Here is a 19,265-nt window from a genome sequence, read left to right as displayed (position 1 = left end):
TCGTACGGGAACTGCGGAGACTGCGGGGACTGCGGGACTGCGGGACTGCGGGACTGCGGGGACTGCGGGGACTGCGGAAAACCGCTGTGACTGCGGTGGCCGCAGTGGCTGAAAACTCAAGTCGGAATCGGTGAAATGTCAGGGTCTGCGGTGGTGCGATCGGTGCCGGATGTGCGCGAAGGCACCTCCATCGGATAGCAAGGCCCTATGGCGGTCTTCGTCGCGCTCGGCGCGTTCCTGATGACGCTGGCCGGCGGCTGGACGGCACAGCGCGTGACCGACCGTCGGCATCTCGTCCTCGGACTGGCCGGCGGTCTGATGCTGGGCGTGGTCGGCCTGGACCTGCTGCCGGAGGCGCTGCACGCGGCGCACCGCGAGGTCTTCGGCGTGCCCGCCGCCCTGCTGCTGTTCGTGGCCGGATTCCTGCTGGCCCATCTGGTGGAGCGCACACTGGCCGCCCGGCAGGCCGCGCACGGCGGCGCCGAGGGACACAACCACCGGGCGCCCGAGGTGGGCCTGACGGCGGCCGGCGCGATGGTGGGGCACAGCGCCATGGACGGCGTGGCGATCGGCGCCGCCTTCCAGGTGGGCAGCGGCATGGGCACGGCCGTCGCGCTCGCCGTGATCGCGCACGACTTCGCCGACGGCTTCAACACCTTCACCATCACGAGCCTGTACGGCAACGCCCGCCGCCGCGCGATCGCGATGCTGGTGGCCGACGCCTGCGCACCCCTGCTGGGCGCCGTGTCGACGGTCTTCTTCCACATCCCCGAAGCGGTGCTCGGCGGCTATCTGGGCCTCTTCGGCGGCGTCCTGCTGTACCTGGCCGCCGCCGAGATCCTGCCCGAGGCCCACCACGAGCACCCGGCGCGCTCCACCCTGCTGTGCACGGTGGCCGGCGCGGCCTTCATCTGGCTGGTGGTCGGCCTCTCCGGCGGCTGACCGCGCGGCGGTACGACGGGTGCTCACAGCTTCCCGCCCCGTCCGCCGTCCCGCCGCGGCGGCGCGATCAGCGTCGACAGATACGGCAACGGCGTCCCGTCCAGCTCACCGGCCGGCCGCACCGACTCCTCCGGCAGCCCCAGCGCCGACCCCCACACGGCGTCCCCGAGCCGCCCGGTCTCCCGCAGCGCCTCGGCGACCTCGGCGGCCTGCCGCCCGAACTTGTACGCGACGACCGTCCCCGGCCCGGCCAGCGCCTCCTTGAGCACGGCGGACCCGGCGGTGACCGGTACCAGGGTCAGCGGCTCGGTGCCCTCGGTCAGCACGGCACCGGAGCGCGCCGCCAGATCCTGCATGGCCGTGATCCCGGGCACGGTCTCCACGGCCACGCCCGGCACCAGCTCCACGATCGTCTGCGCGAGGTACGTGAACGTGGAGTACACGTTCGGGTCACCGATGGTGGCGAAGGCGACGGACCCGTGCGCCCGAAGGAGCTCGGCGACCCGCTCGCCCGCCGCGTCCCAGGTGGCCTCCCGGCGCGCCCGGTCGGTCCGCTCGTTCAGCGCGAACACCACCCGGACGACCTTCGCGGCGGGCACGTAGTGCAGCACCGTCGCCTCGGCCCGCCCCTGCTCGCCCGCGTCCCTTCCATCAGGTGCGGCCATCACCGGTACGACGACGACATCGGCGGCCCGCAGCGCGTTGACCCCCTTGACGGTCACCAGCTCCGGATCACCGGGTCCGACCCCGACCCCGACCAGCCTGCTGCTCATGACGTCCGGCACCTCTCCACGAACCGACGGGCCACACCGGGCTCGGAGGCCCAGTGCGTGTGCAGATAACTCGCGTGCACGCCCTGCTGTACGAAACCTTCGACCCGCCGGGCAGGGGTCCGCACACCCCAGGCGGGAGCCGCACCGGCGCCGGGCTCGACGACGGTGCGATGGAACTCGTGCCCGCGCATCCGGGTCCCGGCGGCGGCCAGCGAACTGTCTCCGACGGCCACCGCATCCCGGTAGCCCAGGGTCAGCCGTTCCGTCATGCGGGCGGTGGCGTCGAGCACCCCGCACATCGGCCGCCCGTCCAGCTCCCGGCAGAGGTAGAGCAGCCCGGCGCATTCGGCCGCCACCGGGGCGCCGCTCAGGGCCAGCCCGGCGACCGCCTTGCGGAGGCGTTCGTTGGCGGACAGCTCACCGGCATAGACCTCGGGGAACCCGCCGCCGACGACCAAGCCGGCCGTCCCTTCGGGCAGTTGCTCGTCGCGCAGCGGATCGAAGGTGACCACCTCGGCACCGGCGGCGGTGAGCAGTTCGGTGTGTTCGGCGTAGGAGAAGGTGAAGGCGGACCCACCGGCGACGGCGACCACGGGCGCGCGCTTCCCGGCCGAGGGTGCCGGAGGGGTCCAGGGGGCGGAGTCCCCCGGGAGGGCGCCCGCACTGCGGGCGAGGGCTTCCAGCGCGCCGAGGTCGCACCCCTGAGCCACCTGCGCGGCCATCGCCCCGACGGCGTCGACCGCGGCGGAGCGCCGCTCGGCGACCGGCACCAGCCCCAGGTGCCGGGAGGGCGTGTCCACCTGGGCGGCCCGCCGCAGCACCCCCAGCACCGGCACCCCGGAGGCGTCCAGCGCCTCCCGCAGCAGCGACTCGTGCCGCTCGGACCCCACCTTGTTCAGGATGACGCCCCCGACCCGCACCTGGGGATCCCAGGAGGCGAACCCGTGCACCAGCGCCGCCACCGACCGCGACTGCGACGACGCGTCGACCACCAGCACCACCGGCGCCCGCAGCAGCTTGGCGACATGAGCGGTGGACGCCAGTTCGCCCTCGCCCGCCGCCCCGTCGTACAGCCCCATCACGCCCTCGACGACGGCGATGTCGCACCCCCGCGCCCCGTGCAGGAACAGCGGAGCGACCAGCTCAGGACCGCACAGGTACGCGTCCAGGTTGCGCCCCACCCGCCCGGTCGCGAGCGCGTGGTACCCGGGGTCGATGTAGTCCGGCCCGACCTTGTGCGGGGACACGGCGAGCCCCCGCGCGGCGAACGCGGCCATCAGCCCCGTGGCGACGGTGGTCTTGCCGCTGCCCGAGGAGGGCGCGGCGATGACCAGCCGGGGCACCGACGATGTCACCACTCGATGCCCTTCTGGCCCTTCTGGCCCGCGTCCATGGGGTGCTTGACCTTGGACATGTCGGTCACGAGGTCGGCGAAGTCCACCAGCTTCTCGGGGGCGTTGCGTCCGGTGATCACCACATGCTGGGTACCGGGACGGTTCCGCAGCACGTCCACGACCTCGTCCGTGTCCACCCATCCCCAGTGCATCGGGTAGGCGAACTCGTCCAGCACGTACAGCCGGTACGTCTCGGCGGCCAGGTCCCGCTTGACCTGCTCCCAGCCCTCCCGGGCCTTCTCCTCGTTGGTCGCGTTGTCACCCTGGATGTCCCGCTGGACCCACGACCAGCCCTCGCCCATCTTGTGCCAGTCGACGGTCCCGCCCTCGCCGGAGGCGCCGAGCACCCGCAGGGCGTTCTCCTCGCCGACCTTCCACTTCGCCGACTTGACGAACTGGAACACCCCGATCGGCCACCCCTGGTTCCAGGCGCGCAGCGCGAGCCCGAACGCGGCGGTGGACTTGCCCTTGCCGACGCCCGTGTGCACCACGACCAGCGGCCGGTTCCGGCGCTGCCGGGTCGTCAGACCGTCGTCCGGCACGACACTCGGCTGTCCCTGCGGCATTACGCGGCCCTCCTCTGTACGTCCTTCACCAGCCCGGCGATCGAGTCCGCCCGCAACTCGTCGAGCGTCACCGCCGTACCGCCCAGCTCACCCGCGAGCTGCCCGGCGAGCCCGAGCCGCACCGGCCCCGACTCGCAGTCCACGACCACCGAGGCGACCTGCTCGGCCGCGAACAGCCGCGCCGCACGCCCGGCCAGCGCGACCGGCTCCGGGCCCCCGGTGGCCCGCCCGTCCGTCACCAGCACGACCAGCGCCCGCCGCGCGGGATCGCGCAGCCGCTCCACGCGCAGCACCTCGTGCGCCCTGAGCAGCCCGGCCGCCAGCGGCGTACGGCCCCCCGTCGGCAGCGCCTCCAGCCGTACGGCTGCGGCGTCCACGGACGAGGTCGGCGGCAGCGCCACCTCCGCGCCGGACCCCCGGAACGTCACCAGCCCCACCTTGTCCCGCCGCTGGTACGCATCCAGGAGCAGCGACAGCACGGCGCCCTTCACCGCGGTCATCCGCTGCCGCGCCGCCATCGAACCGGAGGCGTCCACGACGAACAGCACGAGGTTGCCCTCGCGGCCCTCCCGGGCAGCCTGCCGCAGATCGTCCCGGCGGATCACCAGCCCCGGCCCGGACCGGCCGCGCGCCCGCTGGTGCGGGGCCGCCGCCTGCACCGTCGCGGCCAGGTGCAGCTTGGTCAGCGCGCCCCGCGGCCGTCGGGCCCCGGTCGTGCGACCGTGCTCGGTCCGCGCCCGCGACCGCCGCCCGGCCGCCCCCTCACCGATCCCGGGCACGCTCAGCACCCTGGTCCGGAACGGCTCGGCGGCCCGTACGGCCGACTGCTCCCGCGCGCCGGACGGCTGCGGTTCCCCGCCCTCGCCGGCCTCCGGGCGCGCGGCGGTGTCGGCGCCCCCCTGCGGACCGGGGTCGGGCTGCGGCTGACCGCCGCCGCCACCGGGACCGTCCGGACCGGGATCGTCCTCGCCGCTCCCGTCGTCCCCGGAGAACTGCTCCAGCGTCTCGTCCAGCTTGTCCTCGTCCAGGCCCGGCGCGTCGAACGGGTTGCGGCGCCTGCGGTGCGGCAGCGCGAGCAGCGCGGCCTGCCGCACGTCCTCGGCGAGCACATCGGTCCGCCCGGCCCACGCGGCCAGCGCGGTCGCCGTACGCGCCATCACGATGTCGGCGCGCATGCCGTCCACCTCGAAGGCCGCGCAGGTGGCCGCGATCTGCCGCAGCGCGCCGTCGCCCAGCCGCACCTGCGGCAGCAACTCCCGTGCCGCCACGATCCGTTGCCGTACGGCGGCCTCCTCCTCGGCCCACCGCGCGGCGAAGCCGGCCGGATCGTCGTCGTACGCCAGCCGGCGCCGCACGACCTCCACCCGCTGGTCCGGCTCCCGCGACGCCGCGACCTCCACGGTCAGCCCGAACCGGTCCAGCAGCTGCGGGCGCAGCTCGCCCTCTTCCGGGTTCATGGTGCCGACGAGCAGGAAGCGGGCCGCGTGCCGTACCGAGACGCCCTCGCGCTCCACGTACGAGGCACCCATGGCCGCCGCGTCCAGCAGCAGGTCGACCAGGTGGTCGTGGAGGAGATTGACCTCGTCCACGTACAGGATGCCCCGGTGTGCGTCGGCCAGCAGGCCCGGCTCGAACGCCTTCACGCCCTCGGCGAGCGCCCGCTCGATGTCCAGGGCACCCACCAGCCGGTCCTCGGAGGCGCCGACCGGCAGCTCGACCATCCGCGCCGGCCTTCCGGCGCCCGGCCCCGGCTCGTGCGGCCCGTCGGGGCACGACGGGTCCGGTGCCGCCGGATCACAGGAGAACCGGCACCCGGGCACGACGGCGACCTCCGGCAGCAGCGCCGAAAGGGCCCGTACGGCCGTCGACTTGGCCGTGCCCTTCTCGCCGCGCACCAGCACCCCGCCGACCGCCGGGGACACGGCGTTCAGCAGCAGCGCGAGCCGCAGGTCGTCCTGGCCGACAACGGCCGTGAAGGGGAAGGGGGTGCTCACTGGTCGTCGCCCTCCAAGTCGCCTTCCAGTTCCAGGTAGGTGGCGCGCAGCCGCTCCAGCGTGTCCGCGTCCGGCTCCGCCCACAGGCCCCGGTCGGCCGCCTCCAGCAGCCGCTCGGTGATGCCGCGCAGCGCCCACGGGTTGGACTTCTTCATGAAGTCCCGGTTCTGCGGGTCGAAGACGTACTCCGCGCTGAGTTTCTCGTACATCCAGTCGTCCACCACGCCCGCCGTGGCGTCGTAGCCGAACAGGTAGTCCACGGTCGCCGCCATCTCGAAGGCGCCCTTGTAGCCGTGCCGGCGCATGGCCGCCATCCAGCGCGGGTTGACCACGCGGGCCCGGAAGACCCGGTGCGTCTCCTCGCCGAGCGTGCGCGTCCTCACCTGGTCGGGTACGGCCGAGTCGCCCACGTACGCCTCGGGGTTGGCGCCGGTCAGATGCCGGACCATGGCGACCATGCCACCGTGGTACTGGAAGTAGTCGTCGGCGTCGACCAGGTCGTGCTCGCGGGTGTCGACGTTCTTCGCCGCCACCGCGATCCGCTTGAACGCGGTCTCCATGTCGCCGCGCGCCGCCCGCCCGTCGAGCCCCCGCCCGTACGCGTAGCCGCCCCAGACGGCGTACACCTCGGCCAGGTCCGCGTCGGAGCGCCAGTTGCGGGCGTCGATCAGCGGCAGCAGACCGGCGCCGTACGCGCCCGGCTTCGAGCCGAAGATGCGGGCCGTCGCGCGCCGCCGGTCACCGTGCTCGGCCGTGTCCTCGTCGGCGTGCGCCCGCACGTAGTTGGACTCCGCCGGCTCGTCCAGCTCGGCCACGGCCCGCACCGCGTCGTCGATCAAGCCGACCACGTGCGGGAACGCGTCCCGGAAGAACCCGGAGATGCGGACCGTGACGTCGATGCGCGGCCGGCCCAGCTCCTGCAGCGGGACCACCTCGAAGCCGGTGACCCGGCGCGAGGCGTCGTCCCACACCGGACGGCAGCCGAGCAGCGCCAGGATCTCCGCGATGTCGTCGCCCTGGGTGCGCATCGCGGACGTGCCCCAGACCGTGAGGCCGACGGACTGCGGGTACGCGCCGGTGTCCTGCAGATACCTCTGCACGAGGGAGTCGGCCAGCGACTGCCCGACCTCCCAGCTCAGCCGGGACGGAATGGCCTTGGGGTCGACGGAGTAGAAGTTCCGGCCGGTCGGCAGGACGTTCACCAGACCCCGGGTCGGCGAACCGGACGGGCCCGCCGGGACGTAACCGCCGTCCAGGGCCCGCAGGATGTGCCCGATCTCGTCGGTGGTCCGCGCGAGCCGCGGTACGACCTCGTCGCAGGCGAACTCCAACACGGCCCTGCCGTCGGGGAGTTCGGTGCCGAGAACACCGCGCAGGACGGCCGGGACGACCGCTCGGTCCCACGCCCGGGCCTCCATGCCCTGCGCGACCCCCCGGCACAGCTGCTCCAGCAGGTCGATCGCGTCCGACGCGGTGCGCGCCGGACCCTCCACCAGGTCCGTCAGCTCCACCGGCACCTTCACCGGCGCCCCTGGCTCGGCCAGCAGCTCCTTCTCGTCCAGCCCGAAGTGGGCCGCGAGCGAGGCGCGCAGCCCCGGCAGCGCGTTGGCCTGCCCGCCCCACACCTGGGACGCCCGCAGCACGGCCAGCACCAGGTTCACGCGCGGCTCGCCGACCGGTCCGCCACCCAGGATGTGCAGGCCGTCACGGATCTGCACGTCCTTGATCTCGCACAGGTAGCCGTCGATGTGCATGACGAACTCGTCGAACGCGTCGTCGTCCGGCTGCTGGTCCACATGCAGGTCGTGGTGCAGCTCGGCGGCCTTGACCAGGGTCCAGATCTGGGCGCGCACGGCCGGGGCCTTCGCCGGGTCCAGGTCGGAGACGAGCGCGTACTCGTCCAGCAGCTGCTCCAGCTTGGCCAGGTCGCCGTAGGTGTCGGCGCGGGCCATCGGCGGCACCAGGTGGTCGACCACCGCGGCGTGCCCGCGCCGCTTGGCCTGGGTGCCCTCACCGGGGTCGTTGACGATGAACGGGTAGATCAGCGGCAGGTCGCCGAGCACCGCGTCCGGGGCGCAGCCGGCGCTCAGCCCGAGCCCCTTGCCCGGCAGCCACTCCATCGTGCCGTGCTTGCCCATGTGCACGAGCGCGTCCGCGCCGAAGGAGTTCTCCAGCCACCGGTAGGCCGCCATGTAGTGGTGGGAGGGCGGCATGTCCGGGTCGTGGTAGATCGCGATCGGGTTCTCACCGAAGCCGCGCGGCGGCTGGATCATCACGACGACGTTCCCGAACCGCAGGGAGGCGAGCACGATGTCCTCGCCGTCGGTGTACAGGCTGCCCGGCGGCTCGCCCCACGCCTGCGTCATCGCGTCCCGCAGCTCCGGGTCGAGCTTCTCGAACCACGCCCGGTAGTCGGCCAGCGGGACGCGCGCGGGCGCCGCCGCCAGCTGCTCCTCGGTCAGCCACTCCACGTCGTGGCCGCCGGCCTCGATCAGCCGGTGGATCAGCTCGTCACCGTTGTCGGGGTACTCGGTGAGGCCGTAGCCGGCGTCCCTGAGGGCGTCCAGGACGCGCACCGCCGACGCGGGCGTGTCCAGACCGACCGCGTTGCCGACCCGGGAGTGCTTGGTCGGGTACGCGGTGAAGACCAGCGCGATCCGCTTCTCCGCGTTCGGCATGTGCTTCAGCCGGGCGTGGCGCAGGGCGATCCCGGCCACCCGCGCGGCCCGCTCCGGGTCGGCGACGTACACCGGGACCTCGTCCGGGCCCTGCTCCTTGAAGGAGAACGGCACCGTGATCAGCCGGCCGTCGAACTCCGGGATCGCGACCTGCATCGCCGCGTCCATGGGGGACAGGGCGGCGTCCGACTCCGCCCACGCGGCCCGCGAGGAGGTGAGGCACAGCCCCTGCAGGACGGGGATGTCCAGGTCGGCCAGCGCGCCGATGTCCCAGGACTCCTCGTCGCCGCCCGCCGAAGCCTGCGAGGCGTGGGTGCCGCCGGCCGCGAGCACGGTGGCGACCAGCGCGTCGGCCTTCGCCAGCAGCTCGTACAGGCCGGCGTCCGCGCCGCGCAGCGAACCGCAGTACACCGGCAGGGCGTTGGCGCCCTCCGCCTCGATCGCGTCGCACAGGGTGTCCACGAAGGCGGTGTTGCCGCTCAGTTCGTGCGCCCGGTAGAAGAGCACGCCCACGGTCGGGCGGCCGTCGACGAGCGGGCGGTCGCCGTGGACGCCGTACTCCGGCATCTTCCGCGGCTCCTCGAAGCCCTCGCCGGTCAGCAGCACGGTGTCCGACAGGAACCGGGAGAGCTCCAGCAGGTTCGCGGGGCCGCCCTCGACCAGGTACGTCAGCGCCTCCGCGACCACACCGGCCGGCACCGACGACTCGGCCATCAGCTCCGCGTCCGGCACGGCCTCGCCGCCCAGCAGCACGGCCGGGACCCCGGACGCCTTCAGCGCCGCCAGCCCCTCCTCCCAGGCGCGCTTGCCGCCCAGCAGCCGTACGACGGCGAGGTCCGCGCCGTCGAGCAGCCCCGGCAGTTCCTGCTGGACGTCCACCCGGGTCGGGTTGCCGATGCGGTAGTCCGCACCGGAGGCCCGGGCCGCCAGCAGATCCGTGTCGGCGGTCGACAACAACAACACTGTGCTCATGCGGGCGCTCCCGGTGGAATGAAAGGCAGTCCTTGCGGCGCGCCGGACTCGATGAGCCGCCACAGCGCGTCCGTGTCCGCGTGCTGTTCGATCAGGTCGCCGAGCCGGTCGAGCTGCTCCTCGCGCAGCGCGGCGAAGGAGGTGTCCGGCGCGGGCACGAAGCGGCGGCCCGCGGCGGCGGCCACCTCGCGCAGGAAGGCCCGCCGGAAGCCGTCCGACTCCAGCGAACCGTGCCAGTGGGTGCCCCAGGTCTGGCCGACCCGGCAGCCGTCCAGGCTGTGTCCTTCGTCATCGGAGATGAACCCGTCGCCGCCCGCCACTTCGGCGACCCCGTGGTGGATCTCGTACCCCTCGACCCGCTCGCCGAGGGCTTCTCCGGACGGCCGGGTGAGGGTCTTCTCGCGGGCGAACCGCACCCGCACGGGCAGCACGCCGAGCCCGTCGACCGCGCCGGCCCGCGACTCGACCTCGTCCTCGATGTGCTCGCCGAGGATCTGGAAGCCGCCGCAGACACCGAGGATCGGCCTGTGCTGGGCGGCCCTTCGGACCAACGCGTCCGCAAGGCCCCGCTCGCGCAGCCACGCGAGCGCCCGTACGGTCCCGCGGGTGCCCGGGACGACGACCAGGTCCGCGTCCGCCAGTTCCTCCGGCCGGTCCACGAACCGCACCACGACACCCGGTTCGGCGGCCAGCGCGTCCACGTCCGTGAAGTTGGACATCAGCGGGATCGCGCACACGGCGACGCGCAGCACGTCCTCACCCACGGGCGGGGTCACGGCGGACTCGCGGACCGTACCGCGCAGCGAGACGCGCAGCCCGTCCTCCTCGTCGATGCCGAGCCCGTGCCGGAACGGCAGCACGCCGTAGGCGCGCCGCCCGGTGAGGCCGTGCAGCATCTCCAGGCCCGGCTCCAGCAGGGAGACATCGCCCCGGAACTTGTTCACCAGGAAGCCGGCGACCAGTTCCTGGTCCTCGGGCGAGAGCAGGGCGACGGTCCCGAAGAACGACGCGAAGACGCCCCCGCGGTCGATGTCCCCCACCACCAGCACGGGCAGCCGCGCACCCCGCGCGATCCCCATGTTCACGATGTCGGTCCGGCGCAGATTGATCTCGGCCGGGCTGCCGGCGCCCTCACAGATCACCGCGTCATACGTGCCCCGCAACTCGGCCAGGCAGTCCAGGACCGTGCCGAGGAGCTTCTGCTGGCGCCCGCCGTGGTAGCCGCGTGCGCTCAGCTCGCCCACCGGCTTGCCCAGCAGCACCACCTGGCTGCTCTGTTCGCCGCCCGGCTTCAGCAGCACCGGGTTCATCAGCGCGCTCGGCTCGATGCGGCACGCCTGGGCCTGCATGGCCTGCGCCCGTCCGATCTCCGCGCCCTCCCGGGTGACGAAGGAGTTGAGCGACATGTTCTGCGCCTTGAACGGCGCGACCTTCACACCCTGGCGCACCAGCCACCGGCAGATCCCGGCCGTCACGACGCTCTTGCCGGCGTCGGAGGTGGTGCCGGCGACGAGGAGACCCCCGTTCACTTGTCACGTCCCTTCACACGCTTGACGAGGAGGCGCGCGGCGACCGTGGTGCCGAGCGCGAGCAGGCCGACGCGGCGGGAGAGCCGTACGGCCCGGTCGATGTCGGTGACCCCGACCGCCCGGCCGGTGTCCCCGTTGAGCACGGGCCGGTGCTCGACCCGGCCGCCGTAGGAGAGCGTTCCGCCCAGGCGTACGCCGAGGGCGCCGGCGAAGGAGGCTTCGACGGGACCGGCGTTGGGGCTCGGGTGCCTGCGGGCGTCGGCCTGCCAGGCGCGCAGGGCGCCGCGGGGGTCGGGGCCGGCCGCGGCGGCGAGTACGGCGGTCAGCCGGGCCCCGGGCCAGCCGGCCAGGTCGTCGAGCCGGGCGGAGGCCCAGCCGTAGCGCCGGTACCGGGGGGACTTGTGCCCCACCATCGCGTCCAGGGTGTTGACCGCCCGGAACCCGAGCAGTCCCGGCACCCCGGCCACGGCACCCCACACCAGCGCGCCCACGACGGCGTCGGAGGTGTTCTCGGCGACCGACTCGACCACGGCCCGGGCCATCCCGCCGGCGTCCAGCGCCTGCGGGTCCCGGCCGCACAGATGGGGCAGCCGCGCCCGCGCCGCCTCGACGTCCCCGCGCTCCAGGGCACGCCCGATCGCGCGGGCCTCGCGGGCGAGCGAGGTACCACCGACGACCGCCCAGGTGGCGGCGGCGGTCAGGGCGAGGGAGGCGGTGGGGGAGGGGCGTACGACGCGTGCGGCCACCGTGCCGAGGGCGACGGCGCCGCCGGCGCACACGGCGGTGTGCACGGCGCCCCAGCCGCGGTGGTCGTGCCACAACGCGCGGTCCACGGCAGCCGCCACCCGCCCGAACGCGGCGACCGGATGCCCGCGGCGGGGATCGCCGAGGAGCAGGTCACCGAGAAGCCCGGCGGCGGCGCCGTACGCGTAGGAGCGATCGGCACCCATCGGCTCAGCCGGCCGTGGGTACAGGAGCGGGCCTGGTACGTGTCCTCGATCGGCAGCCGAGCATGGCGATATATGTCCTCACTCAGGGTGTCCGCGCCCTGGTTCGACGTGATGCGGCGGCGAGAGTTCCTGGCTCCCGGGGGGTTCATTCCCCGGTGACAGTGGCGGGACCGCGCCGGATTCGCACCGGCTTCCTCTGCTGCCGCCGTACATGGCCCGGGCAGTCCACCACGCGCCCGGAACGGCCGTCAACTTGCCGTTGACCTGCACGGGGAGAGTGTGCCGATCCCCACATCGCGTGGCCTGGGGGCGCGCGAAAAGGCTCCCCTCGGGGCAGAGGGGAGCCTGGGCGCCCGAAGGGGCGCGGGGGTGCCGGCAGGGACCCGCCGCGCGGACGCGACGGGCCACGTCTGTGCCGCGGCCGGTCGACGGCGTCTCAGGGCACTTCCGCTTCAGGGCCCTTCCGGCGAGGCGCTCGTCAGGGCTTGGCCACGATCAGGTAGATGCCGTACGCCACCGCCGCCGCGCAGGCGGCGAAGCAGACGTAGGCGCCGGTGACGGCGAGGCCGGCGGAGCCGCCCTGGGCCGCGGCCTTCTCGCGCCGGGCCAGGCCGCTCACGCCGAGGGTGAACAGGGCCACCAGGCCCACCGTGAACACGAGGCTGACGCCGAAGACGGAACCGATGGCCGCCCAGTCGATCTTCATGATGCTTCCTTCGTAACCGGGGTGACCGGGGGTCAGACGGTGGCGGCCGGCGGGACGGCCGGGGTCGCGGGCTCGGCGGCCGCCGGGGAGGCGATCGTCGCCGTCAGGTCCTCGGTGATCGTGCCCGCCGGGGGCGGGGTCACCGCGGCGATGGCGGTGGTCACCACGCCGGCCGGCTCCTCGGTGCCGGTGACGACGTTGGTGTGGTCGACGACCTCGCGGCGGGAGATCTTCCAGATCGCGGCGCTGGAGGCGACCAGGAAGACGGCGACCACGGCGGTGCCCCAGTCACCGAGGTCCGTGACGGACTCGGCGCCCGCGCCGACCAGCGCGGCGGCCGGGAGGGTGAGCACCCAGGCGACGGCCATACGGGTCGCGGTGGACCAGCGGACCACCCCGCCCTTGCGGCCGAGGCCCGCGCCCATCACCGAGCCGGAGACGACGTGCGTGGTGGAGAGGGAGAAGCCCAGGTGGGAGGAGGCCAGGATGGCGGTCGCGGCGCTGGTCTGGGCGGCGAAGCCCTGGCGCGGCTCCAGCTCGGTCAGGCCCGTGCCCATGGTGCGGATGATGCGCCAGCCGCCGATGTAGGTGCCGAGCGCGATCGCCAGGCCGGCGGAGAGGATGACCCAGGTGGGAGGGTTGGAGCCGGGGGCGATGGCGCCGCCCGCGATCAGCGCGAGGGTGATGATGCCCATCGTCTTCTGGGCGTCGTTGGTGCCGTGGGCGAGGGAGACCAGGCCGGCGGAGGCGATCTGGCCGGCGCGGTAGCCCTTGCGGGTGGCCTCGCCCTCGGCCTTGCCGCCGATGCCGTAGGAGAAGCGGGTGGCCAGCATCGACGCGAGGCCCGCCACGAGCGGCGCGGCGACGGCCGGGAGCAGCACCTTGGTGACCAGCACGTCGCCGTGCACGGCACCGAAGCCGGCGGAGGCGACGGTGGCGCCGACCAGGCCGCCCATCAGGGCGTGCGAGGAGCTGGAGGGCAGGCCCATCAGCCAGGTCACGAGGTTCCAGAGGATCGCGCCGACCAGGGCGGCGAAGATGACCTCGGGACGGATGCCGGTCTCGTCGACGAGACCCTTGGAGATCGTGTTCGCGACCTCCACGGAGAGGAAGGCGCCGACCAGGTTGAGGGCGGCGGACATGGTTACCGCGATCTTCGGCTTCAGGGCGCCTGTGGAGATGGTGGTGGCCATCGCGTTCGCGGTGTCGTGGAAACCGTTCGTGAAATCAAACGCGAGTGCGGTTACCACCACAATCGCGAGGATCAGCGAGAAGCTTTCCATTTACCCAGGCAATCGTTCGAGGTCATTGGCTGGACGAACGTAGGCAACCTGGGTGAACGGAAGATGAACTGAGGCGGGCGTGGCGGTGTCTGGACAGGGTGAATGACGTTCCGCTTGGTCCTCACGGCCCAGGTGCCCCTTGGCTACCGGCCCCGCGCGAGGGTCCGCAGCCGGCTCGTGGGCCCGTTGAAGAGATTCTGGTCACCCGGCAGCCGGCCCTCGCCGCCGTACTGCCAGATCGTCCAGTACCGCCATCCACCCGGCAGCTTCCCCGGCCGCTCGGCGCCGTGCCGGGCGATCCACAGGGGGTTGCTGGAGGAGAACGCGCGGCTGTTGCCGGTGCAGAGCTTCCACCACTGGGCGGTCGTGTAGATCACCGGGCGGCGGCCGGTCCTCCGCCTGACCTCGTCGCTGAACGACCGGATCCAGCGGACCATCCGCTTCTTGCCGACCCCGTAGCACTTGTGCTTCTTGTCGTACGGGTTGTACTCGATGTCGAGCGCGGGCGGCAGCGTCCAGCCGTCCGCCCGCCAGCCGCCGCCGTGCCGCACGAAGTACGCGGCCTGCCTGGCCCCCGAGGACGTGTCCGGCCGGGCGAAGTGGTACGCGCCCCGGACCAGGCCGGCCTTGCGGGCGCCGTTGTACTGCTGGGAGAAGTAGGGATTGCGGTAGTCCGTGGACTCCGTCGCCTTGACGTAGACGAACCGTGCGCCCTTGGACCGGGTGGCCGGCCAGTCGACGTGTTTCTGGTGGGAGGAGACGTCGTGTCCGTGCGGCTTGGCCGCGGTCAGTGCCGCAGGGCCGGCCGCCGCGGGCGTGGCGCCCGCGAGGGCGAGCGCCGCCGTGGCCGCCACGAGGACACCGGCGCGGCGACGGAGGCGGGTGCGTTCACGGGCCATGTGTCTCCCCGGGTCGGCGGACGAGGGGTCGTCCGGCGGACAAGGCAGACCATTCAAGGCCCGGCGATCATCGAATCCGCGCCTCATGTGCGGCGATTCCACCCGATTTCCACCCGTTCGGGGGTGCGCGCTTCCGGCCGGACGTGAGAGCCCGCCCCTTTTCCGACGGCCACGGCTGGCAGGATCACGGCATGGCTGAACAGGGGCGGAACGCGGAACAGGAACGTGTCTGGGCGGAACTGGTCGCGACGGCGCGGCGGACCGTAGCCGACGGACTGGTGGTCGGCACCTCGGGGAACGTCTCGGCGCGCGTCGGCGACCTCGTGCTGGTCACCCCGTCGGGGGTGCCGTACGACCGGCTCACCCCGCAGGACATCACCGGTGTCGACCTCACCGGACGCCAGGTGCTCGGCACCCTGGTGCCGACCAGCGAGCTACCCCTGCACCTCGCCGTCTACCGCACCACCGACGCCCGCGCGATCGTCCACACCCACGCCGTGCACGCGACGGCGGTCTCCACGCTCGTGCCCGAGCTGCCGCTGGTCCACTACATGGCCGCCGCCCTCGGCGGCCCCGTCCGCGTCGCGCCCTACGCCACCTACGGCACCGACGAGCTGGCCGAGAACATGCTCCGCGCCCTGGCCGGGCGCTCCGGCTGCCTGCTGCAGAACCACGGCACGGTCACCTACGGCGCCGGCCTCGACCAGGCCTACGACCGCACCGCCCAGCTGGAGTGGATGTGCCGCCTGTGGCTGACGGCGTCCGGTGTGCCGGGTCTGACACCGACCCTGCTGACCGAGGCACAACTGGCCGAGGCCGGGGAACGCTTGAAGGGGTACGGCCAACGGAGGTGACCCCTTGCCGCCCAGCCCCTCGCTCCCACGCTTCGCCGATCGTCTCGCCCGCCTGCTCGGTCCGGCGCGTCCCGCCCGCCGCGGTGCTCCGCCGCGGCGAACCCGGCCGGCGGTGCCGGACCCGCCCGCACCCCCACGCTCCTCACCCGGCCCCGCCTTTCGGCTGGCCGGTGACCGCAACCCCCACGACACTGGACGCGTGCGCCCCGTCAAAGCGACCGCCACCGCGGTCACCGCGGTCCTGGCCGCCGGCATGGCCTCCGTGGCCGTCGGCCGGCTCGCCAGCGACGCCGCGCTGAAGGCGCCCGCGGGCCGTCCGCTGCCCACCGAGCCCCGGCTCACCGTGCACGGCACCGCCGCCGGCCAGATCATGCTCACCCGCGACCTGGCCGCGCTGCGCCCCGGTACCTACGGCCTCGCCGGCGACGGCTCCCACGCGGTCCTCGGCCCCGTCCTGGGGGCGGCCCGGCACACCGCCGACACCGTCGTACGCCGCCTGGAACGCGTCACCCACGGCACCTTCGCCCCCGGCGACGCGGTGTGGCTCACCCCCAACCTGTACGTCGGCAATCCGTCCGCCGCCCTCGGCCTCGACCACGCCGACATCGACGTGCCCGGCGAACTCGGCGAGCTGCCCGCCTGGTTCGTGCCCGGCCACCGGGACACCTGGGTGATCGCTGTGCACGGCCTGGGCACCACCCGCGAACAGGCCATGAACCTGATGGGCTTCCTGCACGGCCGCCGGCTCCCGGTCCTCGCCCTCGCCTACCGGGGCGACCTCGGCGCCCCGCGTCCGCCGGACGGACTGAACCACCTCGGCGAGACCGAGTGGCGGGACCTGGACGCGGCGATCCGCTACGCGGTGCGCTACGGCGCCCGACGGGTCGTCCTGCTCGGCTGGTCCACCGGCGCCACCATGGCCCTGCGCGCCGCCGAGCACTCCCCGGTGCGCGAGCGCATCGCCGGACTGGTCCTGGACTCGCCGGTGCTCAGCTGGGAGGCCACGCTGCGCGCCCTCGCCCAGGCCCGCCACACCCCGCAGGCGCTGCTGCCGCTCGCCGTGCGGGCCGCACAGGGCCGGGCCGGCCTGCACGCCGACCGGGTCGCCGAGATCACCGACCCCGACCGGCTCGCCGTACCGACCCTGATCTTCCACGGCCCCGACGACCGGGTGGCCCCCTGGGAGTTCTCCCGCCGGCTCGCCCGCCACCGCGCCGATCTGGTCGCTCTGCACCCCGTGGCGCAGGCGCCGCACGCGGCGATGTGGAACGCCGACCCCAAGGAGTACGAGGAGCGGCTGCGCCGCTTCCTGACGCCTCTGATGTGAGGCCCGCGAAACGCCTCTGACGTGAGACCCGCGAACCCCTCCGGTGGGGTGCCTCCCGGCCGCGGGCGAGGAGGGCCCGCGGCCGCCGGCCGGGCCGGTGCGGAACATTCCGTTTAAGGCCGTACAACTGGCTTGATCCCCCCTTCTCGCCCCGCCCGGCCCCCCGTGCCTTGGCCAGCCCCGTCGCCCGCGGTGACATTCCGTTTGGGTTTTCGGACCGTCAACCGGAAGACTGCACCCGTGACGTCCCGTATCCCGCGCGACTCCAGGCTCCGACTCGTCCGACCGCGACCCCTGGCCGCCGCCCCCAGAGCTGTGAACCAGCGGCGTCCGCGCCGCCCCGCACCCCGGCCGCCGGAGGGCACGCCCGCCCCCGCCGAACTGGCGAGAATGGCACGCATCGGGCTGGCCGGGCCGGTGCGTGTGGCCCGCTGGGCCGACGCCGCACTCGGCCCCGGCAGCGACGGTGCCGCCACCGACGGCAAGGCCACCCTCTCCGCCGCCACCGCCGAACGCGCCGGCGCCGACCTGGGACTGAGCGCCGCCCAGGTCCGCGCCGACTGGGACACCGCACGACTCGCCGGACTCGTCGAGGTGCACGGCGACAGCGCGCGCCCCGGCTGGCGGCTGCGCGCCTGGGACCGTGACGACAGCGCCGTGCTGCGCGGCTGGGTCGCCCTCTTCGACGCGTGGTCGCTCGCCTCCCCGGAACCCGAGGAGCACGAGCCGGCCGCCGTCGCCGAGGTCGTCTCGGCCATGCCCCAGGTGCTCTCCTTCCTCCAGCTGTCCGCCGGCCCCGTCCCGGTCGAGCAGCTGCTCGACCTGCTCCAGCAGCGGGTCACCGAACTGCGCACCGAACGCTGCGAGGTCCCCTACGGGCCCGGCACCGAGCTGCCCACCGGCCCCGGGCCCGGCGCCGGACACCCGGCCGCGTCCGGATCGGGACAGCCGGCGACGTCCCCGAGCCCGGCGGACCCCGCCCCGGCCGCCGACACCCCGCTCGCCCCGCTGCTCGACTGGGCGCTGCGGGCCCTCGCGGCCGTGGGCGCGCTGACCTACGGCGACGGCCAGGCCACCCTCACCCCGCTGGGCAACTGGGCGGTGTGGGTCAAGCTGGAGCAGATCTGCGTGGCCGCGCAGAGCCCGGCCGGCAACATCGAGCAGTCCGCCGAGGACATGCTCCGCGGCTGCGCCCAGCTCCGCCCCAACGCCGCCCGTGCCGAGTACCGCGCCTGGCTCGCCGCCCGCCCCGTCGGCAGCGCCGTCACCGAGCTGATCCACGCCGCGCACGGCGAGGACGCCCTGCTGCGCGGCCTGGCCTTCGAGGCGCTGCGCGTCGTCGGTGCCCCCGCCGAGCCCGACGTACGCGGCGTCGTGGACGAGCCCGCCGTCCGGCCCTACGCCCTGCTGTGGCTCGCCGAGCACGACGGGGCCGACCCGGAGGACGCCCACGAGGTCCTGACCCGTGAGGAGGCGACCTGGCTGTGGGTGGACACCGCCGCGGCCGTCGCCGACCACGGTGAGGCGCCGATGCTGGTCCGGCATCTGGAGTCCGCGGTGCAGCCCACGGTTCCCCAGCTGCTCGACGAGGTCCGCGCCGTCGGTCATCCGCGCACCGTGCAGGTGCTGGTCGCGCTCGCCGCCGCGCACCCCGATCCGGCCCTCGCCAAGGCCGTGCGCCGGGCCGCCTTCCAGGTGCACACCGGGGGGTGAGCCGGCTCGGGGGCGAGCGGGTCCGCCAGGAGCGAGCGGGTCGGGAGGGCGAGCGGGTCCCGAAGGGTGAGCCGGCCGTAGGTCAGACGCCTAGCTCCGGGGCGTACGTACCGAAGCTCCAGATGTTGCCCTCGGTGTCACGGGCCATGTAGTCCCGCGAGCCGTAGTCCTGGTCCGTCGGGGGCATCAGGATCTCCACGCCGTGCTCCAGGGCCCGCTGGTGGTGGGCGTCCACGTCGTCCACGACGACGTACACCCCCGCGGGTCCCGCGTCCTTCATCGCCGTGTCGAACAGGCCGCCCCGCCCCTTGGAACCGATCATCACCGCGCCGTTGCCCTGGACCAGCTCGGCGTGCATCACCTTGCCGTCCTCCGTCTCGTACACCGACAGCTCGGTGAAGCCGAGGGCCTCCGTGAGCTGCCGTATCGCGGCTTTGGCGTCCGCGTACAGCACCGTGGGGTAGAGGCTCGGCCGTCCGCCGCCCGTACCTGCCATGCCGATCACTCCTTCGTGCGTCGGTTCCGTGGCGCCTCGTCCAGTCTCGCAGCCGCCACTGACAACGCCTCAGCGGAACGTGACGCGCTGCCCCACCTGCGCGGGTCTCCCGGGGTTCCTGTCCGCGGCGCCGAACCACCGGGCCCGCGGCCCCGCCGGACCGCCACTCGAACGGGCGACTTCCCGCCC

General features: G+C 73.9%; 15 protein-coding genes and 1 riboswitch. Of the genes, 4 read left to right on the top strand and 11 right to left on the bottom strand.

All coding sequences use genetic code 11. The features are described from left to right. Nucleotides 1–207 precede the first annotated feature (207 nt). Nucleotides 208–942: a ZIP family metal transporter gene (locus tag IO33_RS0117750; protein WP_031165888.1), complete on the top strand. Its 735-nt coding sequence runs from the start codon at nucleotides 208–210 to the stop codon at nucleotides 940–942. A 23-nt stretch (nucleotides 943–965) separates the two neighbouring features. On the opposite strand, the gene cobI is transcribed toward IO33_RS0117750, so the two are convergent. The 10 genes from cobI to IO33_RS0117700 form a co-directional block, all read right to left on the bottom strand. After that, on the bottom strand, nucleotides 966–1,715 hold the full coding sequence (gene cobI, locus IO33_RS0117745) for a precorrin-2 C(20)-methyltransferase (RefSeq protein WP_031165886.1): 750 nt from the start codon (nucleotides 1,713–1,715) through the stop codon (nucleotides 966–968). Then, a complete protein-coding gene (locus IO33_RS0117740; RefSeq protein ID WP_031165883.1) occupies nucleotides 1,712–3,073 on the bottom strand; it encodes a cobyrinic acid a,c-diamide synthase CobB in 1,362 nt (453 codons plus the stop codon). The genes cobI and IO33_RS0117740 overlap by 4 nt, the downstream gene beginning before the upstream one ends. After that, a complete protein-coding gene (cobO, locus tag IO33_RS0117735; RefSeq protein WP_031165881.1) occupies nucleotides 3,067–3,675 on the bottom strand; it encodes a cob(I)yrinic acid a,c-diamide adenosyltransferase in 609 nt (202 codons plus the stop codon). The genes IO33_RS0117740 and cobO overlap by 7 nt, the downstream gene beginning before the upstream one ends. After that, nucleotides 3,675–5,669 carry a putative cobaltochelatase gene (locus IO33_RS0117730; protein ID WP_031165879.1) on the bottom strand — a complete coding sequence of 665 codons (1,995 nt, stop codon included), beginning with the start codon at nucleotides 5,667–5,669 and terminating at the stop codon, nucleotides 3,675–3,677. Before IO33_RS0117730 ends, cobO begins: the two co-directional genes overlap by 1 nt. Beyond that, the gene (cobN, locus tag IO33_RS0117725) at nucleotides 5,666–9,319 is read right to left on the bottom strand and encodes a cobaltochelatase subunit CobN (protein ID WP_031165877.1); all 3,654 of its coding nucleotides are present in this window, start codon (nucleotides 9,317–9,319) and stop codon (nucleotides 5,666–5,668) included. Before cobN ends, IO33_RS0117730 begins: the two co-directional genes overlap by 4 nt. Next, nucleotides 9,316–10,848, bottom strand: a complete 1,533-nt coding sequence (locus tag IO33_RS0117720) for a cobyric acid synthase (RefSeq protein WP_031165875.1) — start codon at nucleotides 10,846–10,848, stop codon at nucleotides 9,316–9,318. The genes cobN and IO33_RS0117720 overlap by 4 nt, the downstream gene beginning before the upstream one ends. Next, nucleotides 10,845–11,798, bottom strand: coding sequence for a cobalamin biosynthesis protein (locus IO33_RS0117715; RefSeq protein WP_031165873.1), 954 nt, complete (start codon nucleotides 11,796–11,798; stop codon nucleotides 10,845–10,847). Before IO33_RS0117715 ends, IO33_RS0117720 begins: the two co-directional genes overlap by 4 nt. Nucleotides 11,799–11,899: 101 nt before the next feature. Continuing rightward, nucleotides 11,900–12,043: riboswitch (cobalamin riboswitch) on the bottom strand. A 233-nt stretch (nucleotides 12,044–12,276) separates the two neighbouring features. Next, entirely contained in the window at nucleotides 12,277–12,504 is a 228-nt protein-coding gene (locus IO33_RS0117710; RefSeq protein ID WP_031165871.1) for a hypothetical protein, read from the bottom strand. 32 nt (nucleotides 12,505–12,536) lie between these two features. Beyond that, nucleotides 12,537–13,787, bottom strand: coding sequence for an inorganic phosphate transporter (locus tag IO33_RS0117705; protein ID WP_031165868.1), 1,251 nt, complete (start codon nucleotides 13,785–13,787; stop codon nucleotides 12,537–12,539). Between the two features lie 143 nt (nucleotides 13,788–13,930). Beyond that, a complete protein-coding gene (locus IO33_RS0117700; RefSeq protein ID WP_031165865.1) occupies nucleotides 13,931–14,686 on the bottom strand; it encodes a lysozyme in 756 nt (251 codons plus the stop codon). Nucleotides 14,687–14,877: 191 nt separating this feature from the next. Between IO33_RS0117700 and IO33_RS0117695 the strand changes: the two genes are divergently transcribed. From IO33_RS0117695 to IO33_RS0117685, 3 genes are all read left to right on the top strand, one after another. Beyond that, nucleotides 14,878–15,540 carry a class II aldolase/adducin family protein gene (locus tag IO33_RS0117695; protein WP_051926834.1) on the top strand — a complete coding sequence of 221 codons (663 nt, stop codon included), beginning with the start codon at nucleotides 14,878–14,880 and terminating at the stop codon, nucleotides 15,538–15,540. Nucleotides 15,541–15,739: 199 nt separating this feature from the next. After that, nucleotides 15,740–16,867 (top strand): alpha/beta hydrolase, encoded by a 1,128-nt coding sequence (locus IO33_RS0117690; protein ID WP_031165860.1) that lies wholly within the window; start codon nucleotides 15,740–15,742, stop codon nucleotides 16,865–16,867. Between the two features lie 240 nt (nucleotides 16,868–17,107). After that, nucleotides 17,108–18,580: a hypothetical protein gene (locus tag IO33_RS0117685; protein ID WP_209438872.1), complete on the top strand. Its 1,473-nt coding sequence runs from the start codon at nucleotides 17,108–17,110 to the stop codon at nucleotides 18,578–18,580. A gap of 82 nt (nucleotides 18,581–18,662) precedes the next feature. Here IO33_RS0117685 and IO33_RS0117680 read toward each other — a convergent pair whose 3' ends face one another. Further along, complete coding sequence (locus IO33_RS0117680) at nucleotides 18,663–19,076, bottom strand: VOC family protein (protein ID WP_031165855.1); 414 nt, start codon at nucleotides 19,074–19,076, stop codon at nucleotides 18,663–18,665. Nucleotides 19,077–19,265 lie beyond the last annotated feature (189 nt).

It is taken from the genome of Streptomyces durhamensis, from assembly GCF_000725475.1.
Lineage (GTDB): Bacteria > Actinomycetota > Actinomycetes > Streptomycetales > Streptomycetaceae > Streptomyces > Streptomyces filipinensis.
This window is presented reverse-complemented; position numbering and strand designations above follow the sequence as displayed.